The 18,253-nt window shown below is 72.3% G+C and carries 18 protein-coding genes; 7 read left to right on the top strand and 11 right to left on the bottom strand.

All coding sequences use genetic code 11. The annotated features are described in order from the left end of the window. Positions 1-306 precede the first annotated feature (306 nt). Genes L3078_RS20670 through L3078_RS20650 form a run of 5 tightly spaced genes read left to right on the top strand, consistent with a single transcriptional unit; the run spans position 307 to position 6,412 of the window. Positions 307-1,449, top strand: coding sequence for a nucleotide disphospho-sugar-binding domain-containing protein (locus tag L3078_RS20670; protein ID WP_239755450.1), 1,143 nt, complete (start codon positions 307-309; stop codon positions 1,447-1,449). After that, positions 1,446-2,702 (top strand): NAD-dependent epimerase/dehydratase, encoded by a 1,257-nt coding sequence (locus tag L3078_RS20665; RefSeq protein ID WP_239755449.1) that lies wholly within the window; start codon positions 1,446-1,448, stop codon positions 2,700-2,702. Before L3078_RS20670 ends, L3078_RS20665 begins: the two co-directional genes overlap by 4 nt. Continuing rightward, on the top strand, positions 2,699-4,003 hold the full coding sequence (rfbH, locus tag L3078_RS20660; RefSeq protein WP_239755448.1) for a lipopolysaccharide biosynthesis protein RfbH: 1,305 nt from the start codon (positions 2,699-2,701) through the stop codon (positions 4,001-4,003). Before L3078_RS20665 ends, rfbH begins: the two co-directional genes overlap by 4 nt. A 34-nt stretch (positions 4,004-4,037) precedes the next feature. After that, positions 4,038-5,453, top strand: a complete 1,416-nt coding sequence (locus tag L3078_RS20655) for an NDP-hexose 2,3-dehydratase family protein (RefSeq protein WP_239755446.1) — start codon at positions 4,038-4,040, stop codon at positions 5,451-5,453. Then, the gene (locus tag L3078_RS20650; RefSeq protein ID WP_239755444.1) at positions 5,450-6,412 is read left to right on the top strand and encodes a Gfo/Idh/MocA family protein; all 963 of its coding nucleotides are present in this window, start codon (positions 5,450-5,452) and stop codon (positions 6,410-6,412) included. The genes L3078_RS20655 and L3078_RS20650 overlap by 4 nt, the downstream gene beginning before the upstream one ends. Before the next feature lie 16 nt (positions 6,413-6,428). Here the strand turns inward: L3078_RS20650 and L3078_RS20645 are convergent, their stop codons facing one another. Next, entirely contained in the window at positions 6,429-7,043 is a 615-nt protein-coding gene (locus L3078_RS20645) for a TetR/AcrR family transcriptional regulator (RefSeq protein ID WP_239755443.1), read from the bottom strand. Between the two features lie 112 nt (positions 7,044-7,155). On the opposite strand from L3078_RS20645, the gene L3078_RS20640 reads away from it, so the two are divergent. Together L3078_RS20640 and L3078_RS20635 are read left to right on the top strand one after the other, a co-directional pair. Next, positions 7,156-7,458, top strand: a complete 303-nt coding sequence (locus L3078_RS20640; protein WP_239755442.1) for a hypothetical protein — start codon at positions 7,156-7,158, stop codon at positions 7,456-7,458. A gap of 81 nt (positions 7,459-7,539) precedes the next feature. Then, positions 7,540-8,142 (top strand): NADPH-dependent FMN reductase, encoded by a 603-nt coding sequence (locus L3078_RS20635; protein WP_239755441.1) that lies wholly within the window; start codon positions 7,540-7,542, stop codon positions 8,140-8,142. 447 nt (positions 8,143-8,589) lie between these two features. Here L3078_RS20635 and L3078_RS20630 read toward each other — a convergent pair whose 3' ends face one another. The 10 genes from L3078_RS20630 to L3078_RS20585 all read right to left on the bottom strand — a co-directional run bounded on the left by L3078_RS20630 (position 8,590) and on the right by L3078_RS20585 (position 18,062). Beyond that, positions 8,590-9,606, bottom strand: coding sequence for a carbohydrate kinase family protein (locus L3078_RS20630; protein ID WP_239755440.1), 1,017 nt, complete (start codon positions 9,604-9,606; stop codon positions 8,590-8,592). 124 nt (positions 9,607-9,730) lie between these two features. Beyond that, positions 9,731-10,507 (bottom strand): methionine adenosyltransferase, encoded by a 777-nt coding sequence (gene metK / locus L3078_RS20625; protein WP_239755439.1) that lies wholly within the window; start codon positions 10,505-10,507, stop codon positions 9,731-9,733. Between the two features lie 16 nt (positions 10,508-10,523). Then, positions 10,524-10,889 (bottom strand): S-adenosylmethionine synthetase N-terminal domain-containing protein, encoded by a 366-nt coding sequence (locus tag L3078_RS20620; RefSeq protein ID WP_239755438.1) that lies wholly within the window; start codon positions 10,887-10,889, stop codon positions 10,524-10,526. Between the two features lie 49 nt (positions 10,890-10,938). Beyond that, a complete protein-coding gene (locus tag L3078_RS20615; protein ID WP_239755437.1) occupies positions 10,939-12,417 on the bottom strand; it encodes an FAD-dependent monooxygenase in 1,479 nt (492 codons plus the stop codon). Between the two features lie 177 nt (positions 12,418-12,594). Then, entirely contained in the window at positions 12,595-13,587 is a 993-nt protein-coding gene (gene rfbB, locus L3078_RS20610; protein ID WP_239755436.1) for a dTDP-glucose 4,6-dehydratase, read from the bottom strand. Positions 13,588-13,627: 40 nt separating this feature from the next. Then, complete coding sequence (rfbA, locus tag L3078_RS20605; RefSeq protein WP_239755435.1) at positions 13,628-14,497, bottom strand: glucose-1-phosphate thymidylyltransferase RfbA; 870 nt, start codon at positions 14,495-14,497, stop codon at positions 13,628-13,630. Beyond that, positions 14,494-15,981 carry an FAD-dependent monooxygenase gene (locus L3078_RS20600; RefSeq protein WP_338059513.1) on the bottom strand — a complete coding sequence of 496 codons (1,488 nt, stop codon included), beginning with the start codon at positions 15,979-15,981 and terminating at the stop codon, positions 14,494-14,496. The genes rfbA and L3078_RS20600 overlap by 4 nt, the downstream gene beginning before the upstream one ends. Positions 15,982-15,983: 2 nt before the next feature. Further along, the gene (locus tag L3078_RS20595) at positions 15,984-16,922 is read right to left on the bottom strand and encodes an aromatase/cyclase (protein ID WP_239755433.1); all 939 of its coding nucleotides are present in this window, start codon (positions 16,920-16,922) and stop codon (positions 15,984-15,986) included. Positions 16,923-16,941: 19 nt separating this feature from the next. Then, positions 16,942-17,727 (bottom strand): 3-oxoacyl-ACP reductase FabG, encoded by a 786-nt coding sequence (gene fabG / locus L3078_RS20590; protein ID WP_239755432.1) that lies wholly within the window; start codon positions 17,725-17,727, stop codon positions 16,942-16,944. Between the two features lie 68 nt (positions 17,728-17,795). Beyond that, complete coding sequence (locus L3078_RS20585; protein ID WP_239755431.1) at positions 17,796-18,062, bottom strand: acyl carrier protein; 267 nt, start codon at positions 18,060-18,062, stop codon at positions 17,796-17,798. Positions 18,063-18,253 lie beyond the last annotated feature (191 nt).

Raw genomic sequence — 18,253 nt, 5'->3', positions numbered from 1 at the left:
GTGGGTCGTGTCGTCCCGTCGCACGGGCACACGTCGCAGGCTGTCATCCGCCACCCTGCCCGGCAAGACGGACATGACGTGCGACCACCAAGCTCTGACGCAACTTGACACTGGTCTGACCGAACGGCCATTGAAATCCCGTGGCCCGGCGACAAGTCTTCAGCGTAGCCCCTGCGGCGCCGGAATTACCGCGAATTCCGTGGCGGCGGCCGTCACCGCCTGCCCGAAAACGAATTGTTCCGGTCCGTTCCCACGCGATTCATCCTGCGTCCCGAGAAATGCGTGCCCGAACGAGGAGGCCCCACTGTGAAAGTTCTCTTTGTCGCCGGCGCGAGTGCGGCCACCCTCTTCGCGCTCACGCCCCTGGCACAGGCGCTGCGCGGCGCGGGGCACGAGGTGATCCTCGCGTCGACGCAGGAGATGGTGCCGGTCGCCGAACGGCTCGCGGTGCCCTTCGTCGCCGTCACCGACCGGACGCTCGCGAGCCTGCTCTCCACGGACCGCGCGGGTGAGCCGGTGCCCAGGCCCGTGACCATGGCGGAGCAGCGGCGCTTCGCCGGCACTTGGTTCGCCCGGCTCGCGGCCTTCAGCATAAACAGCCTCCTGGAGCTGTCCCGGAGCTGGCGCCCGGACCTCGTGGTCGGCGGTACGAGCTCGTACGCCGCCGGACTGGTCGCCGCGCACCTCGGGATCCCGCAGGTGCGCCAGGCCTGGGACACACTGGCCACCGGCGAGGTGGTGGACCGGCACGCTGACGAGGAACTGGCCCCGGAGCTGGCGCCGCTGGGCCTGACCGCACTGCCCCGGCCGGACCTGTTCCTCGACATCTGCCCGCCGAGCCTGCGGGCACCGGACGAGGACGGCATCCCTTCCCGCACGATGCGCTGGATTCCCGGCAACTCCCAGCGGCAGCTGGAGCCCTGGATGCTGACCCGGCCCGTACGGCCGCGGGTGTGCGTCACCTCCGGCAGCCGAGTCGCCGTCACCGAGAACCAGGAGTTCCTGCGCCGGCTAACCCGCCGACTCTCCGACCTCGACGTGGAGATCGTCGTCCCCGCCCCCGAGGAGGTGGCACCGGAACTGCGGGCCGCGTTCCCCGGTATCCGGGCAGGCTGGGTGCCGCTCGACGTCCTGGCCCCCACCTGTTCCGTGATCGTGCACCACGGCGGCGGGGTGACGGCGCTGACCGCGCTGCACGCAGGGGTGCCCCAACTGGTCCTGCCGTCCTTCGAGCTGTTCGAGGAGTCCTGGACCCGGCTGGCGAAGAGCGGGGCCGGGACCGTCCTGATGCCCGCCGAGCAGTCAGATGACCGGGTTGCCGAGGCCTGCCGGGAGCTGCTGACCGGGACGGCGTACCGGGAGCGGGCGGGCGAGCTCGCCGGGGAGATCCACAGCCTGCCCGTACCGGCGGAACTCGTTTCCGCGCTCGAGGAGTTGGCGTCCCGGTGAACCGCTCGTACCCGGCCGCGGCGGGAGCGGGGGCCGTTCCCCGCAGCCTGTTGGTGCTGGGTGCCACGGGCACCCTCGGCCGCCACGTCACCGCGGCCCTGCGCGCCGCGGGCGACGCCGTGACGCCCCTGTCCCGCGGCGGACCGGATCCTCTCGACCTCACCACGACCGCCCCCGACGAACTCGCCGACCTGCTGCACCGGTACCGGCCCGACGTCGTGGTCAACGCCTCCGGCCGGATCTGGCACGCGACCGAGGAAGAGCTGTGGGCCGTGAACGCCGAGGCGGTGGCCCGGCTCGCCGGGGTGATGGCCGCGCTGCCCTGGCGGCCCCGGCTGGTCCACCTGGGCAGCGTGCACGAGTACGGACCAGGAGAGCCCGGCACCGGCATCGGCGAGAACCGTGCGCCTGCACCGGTCACCCCGTACGGGCGCGCCAAGCTGGGCGGCACCCGGGCGGTGCTGGAGGCCGTGCGCGACCAGGGCCTGGACGCGGTCGTGCTGCGCGTGGCCAACGTCTTCGGGCCGGGTATGTCGCCCAGCAGCCTCCTCGGCGGCGTGGCCGAGCGGCTGGCGCGGGCGGAGCGGGGCCGCAACCGCGACGACCCGCCGCTGCGGCTGCGGCTGGCACCGCTGCGGGCTCGGCGCGACTTCGTGGACGTACGGGACGTGGCGGACGCCGTCGTCGCGGTTGCACGCGTGCGGACCGTGACGGAGGCTCCCGCGCCCCATGAGGGGGATGCCACGGGCACCCTGGGCATGGCGGACACCGCCACCGCGGCGCCGACGCGGCACACGACCGCCACGACCGGCCCGGCACACCGGCGAGACAGTGCGGACACCGCAGACCTCGCCACCGCCGCACACCCCCGGGACACCGCGCACACCACCACAGCACACACGCGGGGCAGGACGGACACCACCGCCCCGGCACCCGCGCGGGACACGACGAGGACGGCTGCCGCCGCGGACGCGGGCCGGACGCGTCGCGTTGATCCCGTGATCAACGTCGGCAGCGGCACGGCGGTGCCCATGCGGGACGTCGTCGACCGCCTGATCGCGCTCAGCGCCGTCCCCGTGCTCATCGAGCCGGCGGCGCCCCAGGACCCGCGGCGCGTCGACGTGGAGTGGCAGCAACTGGACACCGGCCGGGCCCGCCGCCTCCTTCACTGGCGGCCGCGGCGCGACCCGGACGCTTCACTGCGCGATCTGCTCGCGACGCAACGGCAGGCAACGACAGAGGGGTTGAGATGACCACGCGCAAGGAGCTCGTGCTGGAGGCGGTGCGCAAGTACCACCACGAAGTCCACGACGATGGACCGTTCGTCCCGGGAACCACAGAGATCTGGCCCTCCGGCGCGGTCCTGGACGAGGAGGACCGGGTGGCCCTGGTGGAGGCGGCCCTGGAGATGCGGATCGCGGCGGGCCGCAGTTCGCGGAGGTTCGAGTCGGCCTTCGCCCGCAAGCTCAAGCGCCGCAAGGCGCACCTGACCAACTCCGGCTCCTCGGCCAACCTCCTTGCGACGACGGCCCTCACCTCGCCCCTCCTGGAGGACCGCAGGCTGCGGCCCGGCGACGAGGTGATCACGGTCGCGGCCGGTTTCCCCACGACCGTCAACCCGATCCTGCAGAACGGGCTGGTGCCTGTCTTCGTCGACGTCGACCTCGGGACCTACAACACGACCGCCGACCGGGTGGCGCAGGCCATCGGTCCCCGGACCAGGGCCATCGTGATCGCGCACGCGCTCGGCAACCCGTTCCCGGTCACGGAGATCGCCCAACTCGCCGACGAGCACGACCTCTTCCTCATCGAGGACAACTGCGACGCGGTCGGCTCGCGCTACGACGACCGGCTCACCGGCACCTTCGGCGACCTGACCACCGTCAGCTTCTACCCGGCGCACCACCTGACGATGGGTGAGGGCGGTTGCGTCCTCACCTCGAACCTGGCGCTGGCGCGGATCGTGGAGTCGCTGCGTGACTGGGGCCGGGACTGCTGGTGCGAGCCGGGCGAGAGCAACAAGTGCCTGAAGCGGTTCGACTACCAGATGGGCACCCTGCCCGCCGGATACGACCACAAGTACATCTTCTCGCACGTCGGTTACAACCTGAAGGCGACCGATCTGCAGGCGGCGCTCGGCCTGACCCAGCTCGACAAGCTCGACGACTTCTGCGCGGCACGGCGACGCAACTGGAAGCGGCTGCGCGAGGGCCTGGACGGCGTACCGCACCTGCTGCTGCCCGAGGCAACCGACCGCAGCGACCCGAGTTGGTTCGGCTTCGTGATCACAGTGGACCCCGAGGCGCCCTTCCACCGGGCCGAACTGGTGCAGTTCCTGGAGGACCGCAAGATCGGCACGCGGCGGCTGTTCGCCGGCAACCTCACCCGGCACCCCGCCTACATCGACCAGCCGCACCGCGTCGTCGGTGACCTCGCCAACAGCGACATCATCACCGACCAGACGTTCTGGGTGGGCGTCTACCCGGGGCTCACCGACGAGATGCTCGACTACGTCGTCTCCTCGGTCCGGACCTTCGTGGCGAGCCGCACCTGACCACCCGCCCCCATCGACGCATTGGGAGACAGTGATGCCCTCGCCCGTAGGAACGTCCCCCGTGGCCACTCCTCCTCTGCTGCGGCCGCGCCACGATCCCTCGATCCCGGAGCGGCTGGCCCGGTCGGCGGCCGAGACCGGCGGTGTGCAGCTGCGCACCGACGACTTCTCGGCCTGGCTGGCCGAGCGGCGCCGCGCGCATCGCTTCCGGGTGCGGCGGATCCCCTTCGACGAGCTCGACGGCTGGTCGTTCGACGCGGGCACCGGCAACCTCGGTCACCGCAGCGGGCGGTTCTTCACCGTGGAGGGCCTGCGCGTGACCATGGACCGCGGGCCGTTCCGCTCCTGGGACCAGCCGATCATAAAGCAGCCCGAGGTCGGCATCCTGGGCATCCTGGTCAAGGAGTTCGACGGGGTGCTGCACTGCCTGATGCAGGCCAAGATGGAGCCGGGAAATCCCAACCTCCTCCAGCTCTCCCCCACCGTGCAGGCCACGCGGAGCAACTACACCAAGGTGCACCGGGGCGCGGACGTGAAGTACATCGAGTACTTCACCCAGCCGGGTCGCGGGAGGGTGCTCGCCGACGCCCTGCAGTCGGAGCACGGCTCCTGGTTCCTGCGCAAGGCGAACCGGAACATGATCGTCGAGACGGTGGGCGAGGTGCCACTCGACGACGACTTCTGCTGGCTGACCTTCGGCCAGATCGCGGAGCTGCTGCACCGGGACAACGTGGTCAACATGGACGCCCGTACGGTGCTGGCCTGCGCGCCCTTCCCGCGGACCGAGTCGGGCGCCCGCCACACGGACACCGAGCTGCTGTCCTGGCTCACCGCCGAGCGGTCGGTGCGTGACGTGCGCGTCGAGCGCATCCCGCTCACCGAGGCCCGCGGCTGGAAGTCGGGCGGCTCCTCCATCGACCACGAGGACGGACGGTACTTCAGCGTCGTGGTGGTCTCCGTCGAGGCCGGCAACCGCGAGGTGAGCGGCTGGACTCAGCCGCTGTTCGAGCCGCACGGGCTCGGGGTCACAGCGTTCCTGGTCCGGCGCATCGACGGCGTGCCCCATGTGCTCGTGCACGCCAGGCCCGAGGCGGGCTTCGTCCACCCGCTGGAACTCGGCCCCACCGTCCAGTACACCCCGGAGAACTACGCCCACCTGACGGGCGGGCAGCGGCCGCGCTTCCTGGACCTCGTGCTGTCCGCACCCGCCTCCCGGGTCCGCTACGAAGCCGTGCACGCGGAGGAGGGGGGCCGCTTCCTCAACGCCGAGAGCCGCTATCTGCTGATCGACGCGGACGGCTGGGCCGATGTCCCGCTCGACCCCCCGCTCGGGTACCGCTGGGTGACCCCCGGCCAGCTCACCTCCCTGGTCAGGCACGGGCACTACGTAAACGTCCAGGCCCGGACACTGCTCGCCTGCCTCAACGCGGCGGGGGTGCACGACCGATGACGGCCGTACGCATGGGCGTCATGGGCTGTGCGGACATCGCGCTGCGCCGGATGCTCCCGGCGATGGCCGCCACGTCGGAGGTCGAGATCACGGCCGTGGCCAGCCGTGACCCGGCCCGGGCACGGGCCGTGGCCGGGCGGTTCGGCGCGGCGCCGGTGCACGGCTACGCCGAGCTGCTGCGCCGCCCCGATGTCGACGCCGTCTACCTGCCGCTCCCGGCGGCGCTGCACGCCGAGTGGACCGAGGCCGCGCTGCGGGCGGACAAGCACGTGCTCGCGGAGAAGCCGCTCACCACCGACGCGGCGCGCACCCGGGAACTCGTGGCGCTCGCCCAGGCACGGCGGCTGGCCCTGTGCGAGAACGTGATGTTCGTCCACCACCCCCAGCACACGGCGGTGCGCAAGCTGCTGGCCGACGGAGCGATCGGACGACTGCGGTCCTTCCACGCCTCGTTCACCGTCCCCGCGCGGCCCGCCGACGACATCCGGTACCGGGCGGACCTGGGCGGCGGTGCCCTGTGGGACACGGGGGTCTATCCGGTCCGGGCCGCCCAGCTCGTGCTGGGCGACGGCCTGACGGTGGAGGGCGCGGTCCTGACCAGTGACCCGGGCCGGCCGGTGGACACCGGGGGAGCGGTGCTGCTGCGCTCTCCCGGTGGTGTCACCGCACAGCTCCGGTTCGGCCTGGACGACGGCTACCGCTCGGCGTACGAGCTGTGCGGCACCGAGGGGCGGCTCACCGTCGAACGGGCCTTCACCCCGCCGGCCGGGCACCGCCCGGTGCTGCGCCTGGAGCGCGGGACGGCCGTCGAGCACGTGGAGCTGGCGGAGGCCGACCAGGTCACGGCCACCGTCGCCGCGTTCGCCGGAGCCGTCGCCGAGGGTCGGCCGGTCGACGCGGACGCCGTACTGGCCCAAGCGGCGCTGCTGGACGCCGTACGACGCCGTGCGACCGGCTGACCGCACGGCCGCCCGGTCACCGGCACAGGCTGCGCTCGGCGGTCGTCACCAGGAGGTCGGCGACCTCGTCGACGGGGGCACCGCGGCCCGCGTACAGCAGGTCGAAGCTGTCGAAACCGCTCAGCAGCCAGAGCACGTCGGTGGCCCGGTCGACGGTGGTGTCCGGGCGCAGCAGGTCCTGCTCGGCCAGGCGTCCGGCGAGGTGGGCCATGCCGGCCGCCCGGCGCTGTTCCATCCGCTCGACCGCGCCGCCGACGGCAGCGGAGTCCAGCAGGGCCATGGAGGACAGCACGCGCAGCACGTCCCGGTGGGCCGCGTACATCTCGACCACACCGCGGATGCCGCCGCGCAGGGCCTCGCGGGCGTCGGGATGGTCCGACTTCTCGATCATCGAATCGAACCCGCCGCGCTGCAGCAGGTCCGCCCCGACGGCGTCGAACAGGCCCGCGCGCGAGCCGAAGACCAGATACACGGTGGGCCGCGCGACCTTCGCCGCCTGGGCGATCCGGTCGACGCTGACCGGCTTGGACGGCGCGGTTCGGAGCTGGTCGTAGACCGCGTCGAGGATGCGGCGCCGGGTCTCCTGTGCCGCCTCGGCGCGCTGGCGCTGCTCGTACTTCCGGGTTGCCATGGCACCATCCTAGTTCACTTGACAGTGTGTATTCTGAAAGACAGAGTGTTGTATGAAAGTGGCGCACGCAAGAGTCCGCGACGGCGCCCGGGCTGTGGGATGAGGGAGAAGAGTGACCGCGCAAGTGATGATCCGGTGGAAGCTCGGCCCCGACGCGTTGGAGCGCCACGAGGGGATGCTCCGGACCGTGTACGAGGAGCTGGACTCGGTCCGGCCGCAGGGCCTGCGCTACGACACGTACCAGCTCGACGACAAGGTCACCTTCGTGTCCTTCGTCGAGATGGCGGACGGCCCGGGCGTGCTCGGGGGCCTGAACGCCTTCCAGAGCTACCGGGCGGCCCTCGACGCCCTGTGCGTGGAGCCTCCGGAGGTCATCGTGCTCCACAGCGCCGGTGAGTACGTGTCGCCGAGTTGACCGGCGGCGCCGCGACACCGAGTGACATCGAGACAGACCCAGGCAATGACAGACACCCGTTTACGGAGAGGCAGTATCACCATGACCGCATCGGCCGCGCAGACCCCGCTCAAGGTCGCGATCATCGTCGGCACCACCCGTCCCGGCCGCAAGGCCGACACCGTGGCCCGCTGGGTGCACGACATCGCCGTGAAGCGCGAGGACGCGGCCTACGAGGTCGTGGACATCGCCGAGTTCGCCCTGCCCCACCTCGACGAGCCCATGCCGGCCCTCACCGGTGAGTACTCCCAGCCGCACACCCGTGCGTGGGCGGACAAGGTGGGCTCCTTCGACGCGTACGTCTTCGTGACGCCGGAGTACAACGCCTCCATCCCCGGCGTGCTCAAGAACGCCATCGACTACCTGGGCGCCGAGTGGGGCGGCAAGGCCGTCGGCTTCGTCGGCTACGGCATGGAGGGCGGCGTGCGCGCCGTCGCCCACCTGCGGGTCGTCCTCAGTGACCTGAAGGTCAGCGACGTGCAGCCGACCGTCGAACTGACCCTCCCCGACGACTTCGAGAACTTTTCCGTGTTCACGCCGCGCGAGTCGCAGGAGAAGCAGGTGCTCGCCGTGCTCGACGCGCTCGTGCCGGAGGCCGCTCGCCTGAAGGCCGAGCCCCCGGCCGAGGCTCCCCAGTTCGCCTGAGCCCTTCCGGCTGTGGGCCTCTCGGCAACGGGCCGTCTCCCCCGTCGGCCCCGACCGCAAGGCCGAGCCCACCGGGCCTCCGGCCGGCCCACACCAGAGGCCCGGCTCGCCCACGCGAGCCGGGCCTCGCCCCATGTCGCCCACCCGGCGCCGGTGTACTGGGTGGGCGCGCGACCAGGCCCTGCGGGGACCGGGGCCGTCGCCCGGCCACCGGAGAGCGCGCCACACCCCCAGCCCCCCGGGCTCAACAGGCACCCGCCCCCGCAAGCCAGGCGCACCCCGACCCGGGTGGCCAGGCGCCGCCGCACCGGACGGGTGGGCGGGACCCGCCAGGACCGCGGCTATCACCCCCCCATAGGACAGCGAGCACCACGCCGCGCCCCCCGGGCCGACAACGCACCGTCGGCCCCGCAAGCCGGCTCACCCCACCTCGAAGGCGGGCGCCCCTCAGCCACCCACCTTCGCGGGGTCCCCGGGCCGCACCGCGGTGGTGAGGGGCCGGGCCATCGCGCGGGCCTCGGTCGGGCCGTACGCCTGCTCCACGCCGTCCAGCAGGGCGTCGGCGGTGAGGGCGTACTCCTGGGTCCCCGTGGTCTGCAGGACCACCGTGGCCAGCGCGCAGCCGAGCCGGGCCGCGCGGGCTTGGGGCCAGCGCCAGGAGATGCCGGCGAGGTAGCCGGCCCGAAAGGCGTCGCCGACGCCCGTCGGGTCGAGGGTCTCGTCGGCCGGCACGGCCGGGACGCGCAGCGGCGGCCCCTCGGCAGTCACGATCTCCACACCGGCGGGCCCCCGGGTGGTGATCCAGGTGGCCGTGCGACGCAGCACCTGCTCCCGCGTCCATCCCGTCCGCTCCATCAGCAGGGCCGCCTCGTACTCGTTCGTGAACAGGTACCGGGCACCCTCCACGAGCCGGCGGGTCTCCTCCCGGCCGAGCCGCGCGAGCTGCTGCGAGGGGTCGGCCGCGAACGGGATGCTCGCACGGCGGCACTCGTCGCTGTGGCGCAGCATGGCCTCGGGGTCGTTGGCCGCCACGACGACGAGCCCGGGCACGCCGTGCCGTTCCACCACCGCGGCCAGCGAGATCTCCCGCGCCTCGGCCATCGCGCCCGCGTAGAACGTCGCGATCTGGTTCTGCCGGGCGTCGGTCGTGCACACGAACCGGGCGGTGTGCAGGTTCTCGCTGATCCACACCGAGGCCGTGTCCACGCTGTGCGTGCGCAGCCGGTCCCCGTACGCGGCGAAGTCCTTGCCCGCCGCGCCGACCAGCACGGGGGCGAACCCGAGCGAGGCCAGGCCGAAGGCGATGTTCGCGGCCACACCCCCGCGCCTGATGTGCAGGCTGTCGGCCAGGAAGGACAGCGAGACCCGGTCGAGCCGGTCGGCGATCAACTGGTCGGTGAAACTCCCCGGAAAGGCCATCAGATGGTCGGTGGCGATGGAGCCGGACACCACGATGCGCGGCATGTGCGGTCCCCTTTCGGATACGGCGGTCGGCTGGCTGAGGGCGGAGGCTGAGAGATGCACATGCCGGTGCCCCGCACGGGTCCGTACGGGGCACGGGGGGGGCAAGAGGCGGTTCGGGCCGCGGTCAGGCGGCGGCGGCCCTGCGCAGCGGCTCCACGCGGTCCGTGCGCTCCCAGGTGAACTCGGGAAGCTCACGGTCGAAGTGGCCGTACGCCGCAGTCCGGGCGTAGATCGGCTGGAGCAGGTCGAGGTCACGTATGAGGGCCGCCGGGCGCAGGTCGAAGACCTCGGTCACGGCTGTCTGGATCCGGTCCACCGGCACCGTCTCCGTACCGAAGGTCTCGACGAACAGCCCGACCGGCTCCGCCCTGCCGATCGCGTACGCCACCTGCCCCTCGCAGCGGGAAGCCGGCCCGGCGGCGGCGACGTGCTTGGCGACCCAGCGCATCGCGTACGCCGCCGAGCGGTCCACCTTTGACGGGTCCTTGCCGGAGAAGGCGCCACCGCCGTGCCGTGCCATGCCGCCGTAGGTGTCGATAATGATTTTGCGGCCCGTCAGGCCCGCGTCGCTCATCGGGCCGCCGATCTCGAAGCGCCCGGTGGGGTTGACCAGCAGACGGTGCTCCTCGGTCTCCAGCTTCACGCCCTCCTCGGCCAGTTGGGCCAGCACGGGCTCGACGACGTGCTCCCGGATGTCGGGGGCCAGCAGGCCGTCCGGGCTGACGTTCGCCGCGTGCTGCGAGGACACCACCACCGTGTCCAGCCGCACCGGCCGGGCCCCGGCGTACTCGACGGTCACCTGTGTCATGCCGTCCGGGCGCAGGTAGGGAACCGTGCCGTCGGCGCGCACCTCGGTCAGGCGCCGGGCGAGCCGGTGCGCCAGGTGGATGGGCAGGGGCATCAACTCGGGCGTCTCGTCACACGCGAATCCGAACAACAGCCCCTGGTCCCCGGCGCCCCCCAGTATCGACGCCCTGGGCGATGTCCGGGGACTGGGCGCCGATCGACACCGACACACCGCAGGAGGAGCCGTCTAAACCCTTCTTCGAGGAGTCGTAGCCGATGCCGAGGATCTTCTCCCGCACCAACTGGGCGGCGCGTAGGCCCGTGTGGTGACCTCGCCGGCCACGTGCACCAGCCCGGTGGTGATCAGCGTCTCCACGGCGACGCGAGGCCGGGTCCTCGCGCAGCAGGGCGTCGAGGATCGTGTCGCTGACCTGGTCGGCGATCTTGTCGGGGTGCCCCTCGGTCACGGACTCGGAGGTGAACAGGCGTGTTGCCATGGCGGTTCCTTCGGGTGAGGCCGGCGGGGTTCCGGGGACGGTGGGGCCGTCAGCCGCGTTCGGGCGCGCCGAACCAGCGGTGCAGCGCGTCCTCGGCCGGGCCGGCGTCCCGCGAGGTCCAGGCGACGTACCCGTCGGGCCGCACCAGGACGGCGTCGGCTCCGGCGAAGGGGTCCCCGCTCTCCGGCGTGGCGGTCACGGTCACGACCCGGTCCTTCCGGCCCGCGCCCGCCTGTCGCAGGGCAGGGTCGTCGGCCAGGTCCAGCAGTACGCCCTGGGCGCCGTGCAGCAGTTCGGTCGTGCTGGTCGCCCCCGTGGCGGTGCGCAGCGCGTGATGGCCGATCCGGCGGCCGAGCAGCGGGTGACCGCCCTCACCGACCTCGTAGCGGATGTCGATGTGGCTGACGGCGCCCGCGAGGTGCCGCTTGACGTCGTCGTAGGCGATGAGCTCGGTGAACAGGGCGCGCAGCGGGTCCGCCTCGGGGCCGCCGAGGAACACCGTGCCCTGGGTCCTGGTGTTCAGCAGCAGCCGCGCGCCGACCGGATGGCGCTCGTCGTGATAGGTGTCCAGCAGACCCGCCGGGGCCCAGCCGCGCACCACGGCGGCCAGCTTCCAGCCCAGGTTGGCCGCGTCCTGCACCCCGGTGCTCAGGCCCTGTCCGCCGGCCGGCAGGTGGATGTGGGCGGCGTCACCGGCGAGCAGCACGCGTCCCCTGCGGTACTCGGTGACCTGGCGGGTGGCGTCTGTGAAGGAGCTGACCCACTCCGCTCCGCCGCCGCTGATGTCCTCCCCGGTCAGGCGCTGCCAGGCGTCGGCGACCTCGGCGAACTCCGGCGTCTCGCTGCGGTCGGGCGGTGGCGTGCCGTGCTCGCACACGATGATGCGGTCCACGCCCTCCGCGAGCGGGGCCGCCATCACCATGCCGCCGGGCAGCCGCTCGCCCAGGAACCGCGGTTTCAGGTCACAGCCGACGACGTCGGCGAGGTACATCCCGCGGGTCGCGTCCGTGCCGGGGAAGTCAAAACCGGCAGCCTTGCGGACGGGGCTGTGGCCGCCGTCGCATCCGACCAGGTAGCGCGCCCGGAGCCGCCGTTCGCCCTCCGGTGTGGCGGCGGTGACCGTCACGCCGTCCTCGTCCTGGGCCAGTTCCAGGAACTCCCACCCGCGCCGCACCTCCGCCCCGAGGCCCACCGCCCACTCCTCCAGCACGGCCTCGGTCTGCGACTGGGGTATGCCGCGCGCCCCGAAGTGGGCACCCTCCAGGACCGTGTAGTCGAACTGGATGCCGCCGAAGTGGCCCATCGGGCTGGTCTCCGGGTGGCCGAAGCGCGGCAGCAGGCCCCGCTCGTCGAACACCTCCATGGTCCGGGCGGTGAAGCCCAGTCCGCGCGACTGCCCGGTGGGCTCGGCGAGCCGCTCGGCCACGACCACCCGCACGCCGCCGAGCCGCAACTCCCCGGCGAGCATCAGCCCGGTCGGCCCGGCGCCCACCACCACGACGTCCGCGTCGAACGTCTCCGTCTCCATGCCTGTCGTCCTCTCGTCTGTACAGCGTGAATGTCAGGACCGCACCGAGCCGTCCCGCCGGGTCCCTCGACCCCTGCGAGCTCCGCCTCGCGTCGGATGACCCGTACGAGAACCGCGCGCTCCCCGCGGAGGCCCCGCGCACCGCCCCGCAGGGACCCGCGTCTGTCGTCGAGCGCGCTACGCGGCCGGGGTCGGTCGTGTCCCGGGGTGTTTCAGCGGCTTCCACCACTGGGGGTTGTCGCGGTACCAGGCGACGGTCCTGGCGAGTCCCTCGTCGAAGGCGATGCGGGGCGCGTAGTCCAGTTCGTTGCGGATGCGGGTGTCGTCGAGGGAGTAGCGCAGGTCGTGGCCCTTGCGGTCGGCGACGTAACGGATCATGGACCGGTCGGCGCCGGCCAGATGCAGGATGCGCTCGGTCAGCGTCAGGTTCTCCAGTTCGTTGCCGCGCCCGATGTTGTAGACGCCGCCCGCCCGGCCGCGTTCGAGCACCAGCTGGATCGCGCGGCAGTGGTCGTCGACGTGCAGCCACTCGCGTACGTTGCGGCCGTCGCCGTAGACCGGCACGGGAAGGCCTTCGAGCAGGTTGGTGACGAACCGCGGGATGAGCTTCTCGGGGTGCTGGTACGGCCCGTAGTTGTTGGAGCAGCGGGTGATGGAGACGTCCAGCCCGTGGGTGCGCCAGTAGGAGCGGGCCACGAGGTCGGCGGACGCCTTGGACGCCGCGTAGGGGGAGTTGGGCAGCAGCGGGGACGCCTCCGTCCAGGAGCCGGTGTCGATCGAGCCGTACACCTCGTCGGTGGAGACATGCACGACCCGAGACACCCCGGTGCGCAGGGCCGCCTCCAGCACGGTCTGGGTGCCCAGCACGTTGGTGCGGACGAAGTCCGCCGCCGCGTCCAGTGATCGGTCCACGTGCGACTCTGCCGCGAAGTGCACCACCGCGTCGTGGCCCGGCAACAGCTCCAGCAGCAGCGCCAGATCACTCACGTCCCCGCGTACGAAGGTGAGCCGCGGGTGCGCCGCGGGCAGGTTGTCGCGGTTGCCGGCGTAGGTCAGCAGGTCGAGCACGGTGACGTCGCTGGTGCCGCGCGGACCGTACTCCCCCGCGAGCAGCGAGCGCACGTAGTGCGAGCCGATGAAGCCGGCACCGCCGGTGACCAGGATTCTCATGCCTCGTCCTCCAGTGGGAGTGGTCGGGTGGGGCCGCCGCTCAGCCGGCGGCCGCGATGTCCATGACGTACTGGCCGTACGACGACTTGGACTGCCTGCGGCCCAGGGCGTGGCAGGCGTCGCGGTCGATGAACCCCATGCGCAGCGCGATCTCCTCCAGGCAGGCGACCCGGATGCCCTGGCGGTGCTCCAGGAGCTGCACGTACAGGCTGGCCTCGGTGAGCGCGTCGTGCGTGCCGGTGTCGAGCCAGGCGAAGCCGCGCCCCAGCGGGACGAGTTCGGCCCTGCCCCGCTCCAGGTACACCTTGTTGATGTCGGTGACCTCCAGCTCGCCCCGGTCGGAGGGCTCCAACGCCCGGGCGATCTCCACCACGTCGTTGTCGTAGAAGTACAGGCCGGTGATGGCCAGGTTGGAGCGCGGCCGCGCCGGTTTCTCCTCGAGGGAGACCAGCCGGCCCTGTCCGTCGACCTCGCCGACGCCGTAGCGCTGCGGGTCGCTCACCGGGTAGCCGAACAGGACGCAGCCGTCGACGTCCCGCGCGTACTTCTGCAGGACGCGGCCGAATCCCGGCCCGTGGAAGATGTTGTCGCCCAGGACCAGTGCCACCTGGTCGTCGCCGATGTGCTCGGCGCCGATGAGGAACGCGTCCGCCAGGCCCCTCGGCTTGTCCTGCTCCGCGTAGGTGAGGCGCAGCCCGAGCTCCGTGCCGGTGCCGAGCAGCCGCTGGAAGTCGCCGACGTCGTCCGGGGAGGTGATGATCAGGATGTCCCTGATCCCCGCCAGCATCAGCACGGACAGGGGGTAGTAGATCATCGGCTTGTCGTAGACGGGCAGCAGTTGTTTGGACGTGGCCAGCGTGATCGGGTGCAGCCGGGTGCCGTGGCCGCCGGCCAGGATGATGCCCTTCACTGTCCCTGCCTCTCTGCCTGCGGGGCCGACGCGCCGAACCAGCGCCGCAGCGCGCCCAGTAGCTCTGTCTCGGTGGAGTCGGCCCACACGACGTGGCCGTCCGGGCGCACCAGGGCGACGCCGACACCCCGCAGGGGCCCCTGGCGCACGGGCCCGGCCCGCACCGCGTCGACCCGGTCCGCCCACGGGGCGGCGGACTCGCCGGCCCGGGACCCGGTGAGGTCCAGCAGCAGGCCGCGTCCGGGGCGTGCCGCCTGTGCCGTGCCGCAGGGCCGTCCGGCCACCGTGAGGGTGGCGTGCGGCAGGCGGGCGCCGAGCAGCGGGTGGGCGGTGCCGCCGACGTCGTAGCGGATGTCGAGGCCGGAGATCATGCCGGCCAGGTGGGTACGGACGTCCTCGGCGGCGATGAGTTCCGCCAGCAGCGCGCGCGGCGCCTCCGCCTCCGGGCCGCCGAGCAGCAGCAGCGCCTGGGCGCGGATGTTGGCGAGCACCCGGCGGCCCACCGCGTGCCGCTCGTCGTGGTAGGTGTCGAGCAGGGCCTCGGGAGCGTGGCCGCGCACGGTGGCGGCCAGCTTCCAGCCGAGGTTGACGGCGTCCTGGAGGCCGAGGTTGAGGGCCTGTCCGCCGATGGGCATCTGGCGGTGCGCCGCGTCCCCGGCGAACAGGACGCGGCCGTGCCGGTAGCGGGTGAGCTGCCGGTTTGCGTCTCCGAAGGAGTTGACCCACAGCGGGGTGCCGTGGCCGATGTCCTCCCCGGTGACCCGCTTCCACGCCTCCACGACCTCGCCGAACCCGGGCTCACCGGTGCGGCGCCGGGCGTACGTGCCGAGGGCGTGCACCATCACGCGGGTCACGCCGTCACCGCGCCGGGCGGCGATGGCGAGGCCCTGCTCCAGGCGCTGGAAACGCCGGTTCGGGATGTCGAGGCCGGCGATGTCGGCGCGCAGCAGCTCGCGCTGCGCGTCCTGGCCGGGGAAGCCCACGCCGAGCAGACGCCGTACGGCCGACTCCTCGCCGTCGCACGCCACCAGGTAGCGGCAGCGCACCCGGACGGGCCCGTCCGGACCGGCGGCGACCGCCTCCAAGCTCTCCTCCGAGGCCCGCAGGGCGCGCAGTTCGTGGCGCCGCGCGATCGTGGCCCCCAGGTCCCGGGCCCAGTCCTGCAGCAGCCGTTCGGTCTCGGTCTGCGGCACCTTCCACTGTCCCGCCCAGGGACTGGGCAGCGTCAGGTCGAGCGGGATGCCGCCGAAGTGCCCGCGCGGTTCGCCGGGCGGGGTGCCGAGGACGGTGAGCAGGCCCCGGCTGTCGAGGATCTCCATGGTGCGGGCGTGCAGCGTGGAGGCCCGGGACTCCGTCGTCGGGGCCTGCCGCTTCTCCAGTACGACCACCTTGGCGCCGCCCAGGCGCAGTTCACCAGCGAGCATCAGCCCGACCGGCCCCGCCCCCACGACGGCGACCTCGGTGTCCATTCGGCGGATGGCCATGATCAGCGCCGGCTCTCCGCGTAGTCCTTGGCGCGGCCCAGGGTGGCGCGGCTGTTGGTGCTCAGCGCACCCTGCACGTAAGCGCGGGCGTCCGCCACCGTCGCGTCCGCGCCCAGGACGCGCGCGATGTTGCTCTCGTTCAGCACGACCGTGTGCTGCGAGGTCGCGGTGGTAACGCCGTCGTCGCCCTCGTCGAACGTCCAGTAGCCGGTGTGCAGCGTCATCAGGGCGGGCAGCGTGACCTGCTTGTAGGCGATCCTGCGGTGCGGGAAGGTCACGCGGTACGACTTGGTGGTGTGCACCGAGCCGTCTTTGGCCCGCGTGTCCATCTCCAGGGTCTGCAGACCGGGTGTGTCCTCGGTCAGCCGCACCTTCGCCACGTGCGGCAGCCGCTCGGCCCACAGGCCGGCCTGGTCGATGAAGTCGTAGACGTCCTTGGCGCGCCCTTCGATCCGCACGCCGTCCTCGAAGGAGAACGTCAGCTCCTCGGAGACGCGGGCCAGTTCGACGTTGGTCTTCAGTGCGGCGAGCTCCGCGCGGGAGTTGCGGTCGACGGCCTCGTCGATCCAGTTCAGTCCCTCGGGATCGTCGTCGACCGCCCGGTAGTCGTGCAGCAGCCGGATCCTCGCCTCCGTCTCGGACAGCGGCTCGATGATCCAGGTGCCCCCCATGGCGGCGACCGGCGGCGCGGAGACCTCCTGCCGGAAGGTGATCCGCAGCTCCGCCGGGTCGAGGGTGCGGCGTGAGGTCCAGTTCTTGGCCTCGCCGTTGGCGGTGGCCCAGATCCGGATGCGCTCCTCTCCGGCGCCGCGCTCGACGTGGTCGACGTAGATGGTGGGCGGGAAGATCCGCGGCCAGTTCTCGACCTCGGCGATCAGCTCGTAGACGGTGGCGGCCGGTGCCGCGACGGTGATCTCGTGCTCGACCTGACGGGTCGTCATGTAAATTCTCCTCCGGAGGTCAGAAGTTGCCGAGGCCGCCGCAGACGTTCAGGGCCTGCGAGGTGATGGAGGCGGCTGTGTCGGAGGCCAGGTAGCCGACCAGGCCGGCGACCTCGTCGGGCGTGGAGTAGCGGCCGAGCGGGATTTTGGCCTGGAACTTTTCGAGGATGGCGTCCTCACTGGTGTCGTAGGCGGCGGCGTACCCCTGACGCACGCGCTGTGCCATCGGCGTCTCGACGTAGCCCGGGCAGACGGCGTTGACGGTGATCCCGGTCGGCGCGAGTTCGTTGCCGAGGGCCTTGGTGAAGCCGACCACGCCGTGCTTCGACGCCGAGTAGGGCGCCCCCAGCACCACGCCCTGCTTGCCCGCGGTGGAGGCGATGTTGATGATCCGGCCGCGGTCCTTGGCCCGCATGCCGCCGGTGTTGAGCACCTCGCGGGTCATCCGGAAGACGCTGTTGAGGTTGGTGTCGATAACGTCGTCCCACAGCTCGTCGGCGAGGTCGGCCGTCACCCCGCCGCCGCTGCGGCCCGCGTTGTTGACCAGCACGTCGATCGTGCCGGACCGCTCCACCGCGGCGGCCACGAACGCGGCGATGCTCTCCCCGGACCGCACGTCGACGGCGCTGCCGTCCACGTCGAGGCCCTCCTCGCGCAACTCCTTGACGGTGGAGGCCACGTTCTCGGCGGTACGCGCCCCGATGAACACCCGGTGGCCGTTGCGGCCCAGCTGCCGGGCCACGGCCAGACCGATTCCGCTGGTGGCTCCGGTGACGAGGGCGACCCGCACGTCCTGCTGCGGCATGGTTTCTTCTCCTGATGGCGTAGAGGCTGGTGAGGTGGGGGCGGCCCGCCCGTCGGCGCGCACGGTGCTCAGGCGGCTACGGCGGACAGGTGCGCGTTGACCGCCTCGATGAGGGCGCGCGGGGTGACGGCGTCGGTGAGCACCGAGTCGTCGAGGGTGATGCCGTACTCGCGCTCGATGCGGCCGCCGGTCTCCAGCAGCGCCAGCGATTCGTAGCCGAGCTCCTCGAACTCCTTGTCGAGGATGTCGCCGTTCAGGTCGACGCCGTCGCCGGCACCGGCGCCCTCCAGGAGGATCCTCCTGAGGTCGTCGAGGGTGAAGCTCTTGTCGGACATGCGGACTCCTTCGTGATCGTGATCGCGGTGCGTGATCGGTGTCGGGTCGGGTCGCGGGGCCCGCCCCCGGCGGCCGGGGCGACGGTCGGCGCCTGATCGGCCACCCGCGCCCGGCCGGCGGCCGATGCCCAGGTCGGCGGGAACCGGTCTGGTCGGCCGCCGGCATCCTCGTCGGCGCTCGACGGATGGTC

The organism is Streptomyces deccanensis (assembly GCF_022385335.1).
Lineage (GTDB): Bacteria > Actinomycetota > Actinomycetes > Streptomycetales > Streptomycetaceae > Streptomyces > Streptomyces deccanensis.
The sequence above is the reverse complement of the archived record's forward strand: the minus strand, read 5'-3'. Positions and strand labels throughout refer to the sequence as shown.

Coding starts and splice junctions, on each gene's coding strand:
- rfbH (WP_239755448.1), top strand. CDS start 2,699: ATGACCACGCGCAAGGAGCTCGTGCTGGAGGCGGTGCGCAAGTACCAC.
- L3078_RS20655 (WP_239755446.1), top strand. CDS start 4,038: ATGCCCTCGCCCGTAGGAACGTCCCCCGTGGCCACTCCTCCTCTGCTG.
- L3078_RS20650 (WP_239755444.1), top strand. CDS start 5,450: ATGACGGCCGTACGCATGGGCGTCATGGGCTGTGCGGACATCGCGCTG.
- L3078_RS20645 (WP_239755443.1), bottom strand. CDS start 7,043: ATGGCAACCCGGAAGTACGAGCAGCGCCAGCGCGCCGAGGCGGCACAG.
- L3078_RS20635 (WP_239755441.1), top strand. CDS start 7,540: ATGACCGCATCGGCCGCGCAGACCCCGCTCAAGGTCGCGATCATCGTC.
- L3078_RS20630 (WP_239755440.1), bottom strand. CDS start 9,606: ATGCCGCGCATCGTGGTGTCCGGCTCCATCGCCACCGACCATCTGATG.
- metK (WP_239755439.1), bottom strand. CDS start 10,507: ATGCCCCTGCCCATCCACCTGGCGCACCGGCTCGCCCGGCGCCTGACC.
- L3078_RS20620 (WP_239755438.1), bottom strand. CDS start 10,889: ATGGCAACACGCCTGTTCACCTCCGAGTCCGTGACCGAGGGGCACCCC.
- L3078_RS20615 (WP_239755437.1), bottom strand. CDS start 12,417: ATGGAGACGGAGACGTTCGACGCGGACGTCGTGGTGGTGGGCGCCGGG.
- rfbB (WP_239755436.1), bottom strand. CDS start 13,587: ATGAGAATCCTGGTCACCGGCGGTGCCGGCTTCATCGGCTCGCACTAC.
- L3078_RS20600 (WP_338059513.1), bottom strand. CDS start 15,981: ATGGCCATCCGCCGAATGGACACCGAGGTCGCCGTCGTGGGGGCGGGG.
- L3078_RS20595 (WP_239755433.1), bottom strand. CDS start 16,922: ATGACGACCCGTCAGGTCGAGCACGAGATCACCGTCGCGGCACCGGCC.
- fabG (WP_239755432.1), bottom strand. CDS start 17,727: ATGCCGCAGCAGGACGTGCGGGTCGCCCTCGTCACCGGAGCCACCAGC.
- L3078_RS20585 (WP_239755431.1), bottom strand. CDS start 18,062: ATGTCCGACAAGAGCTTCACCCTCGACGACCTCAGGAGGATCCTCCTG.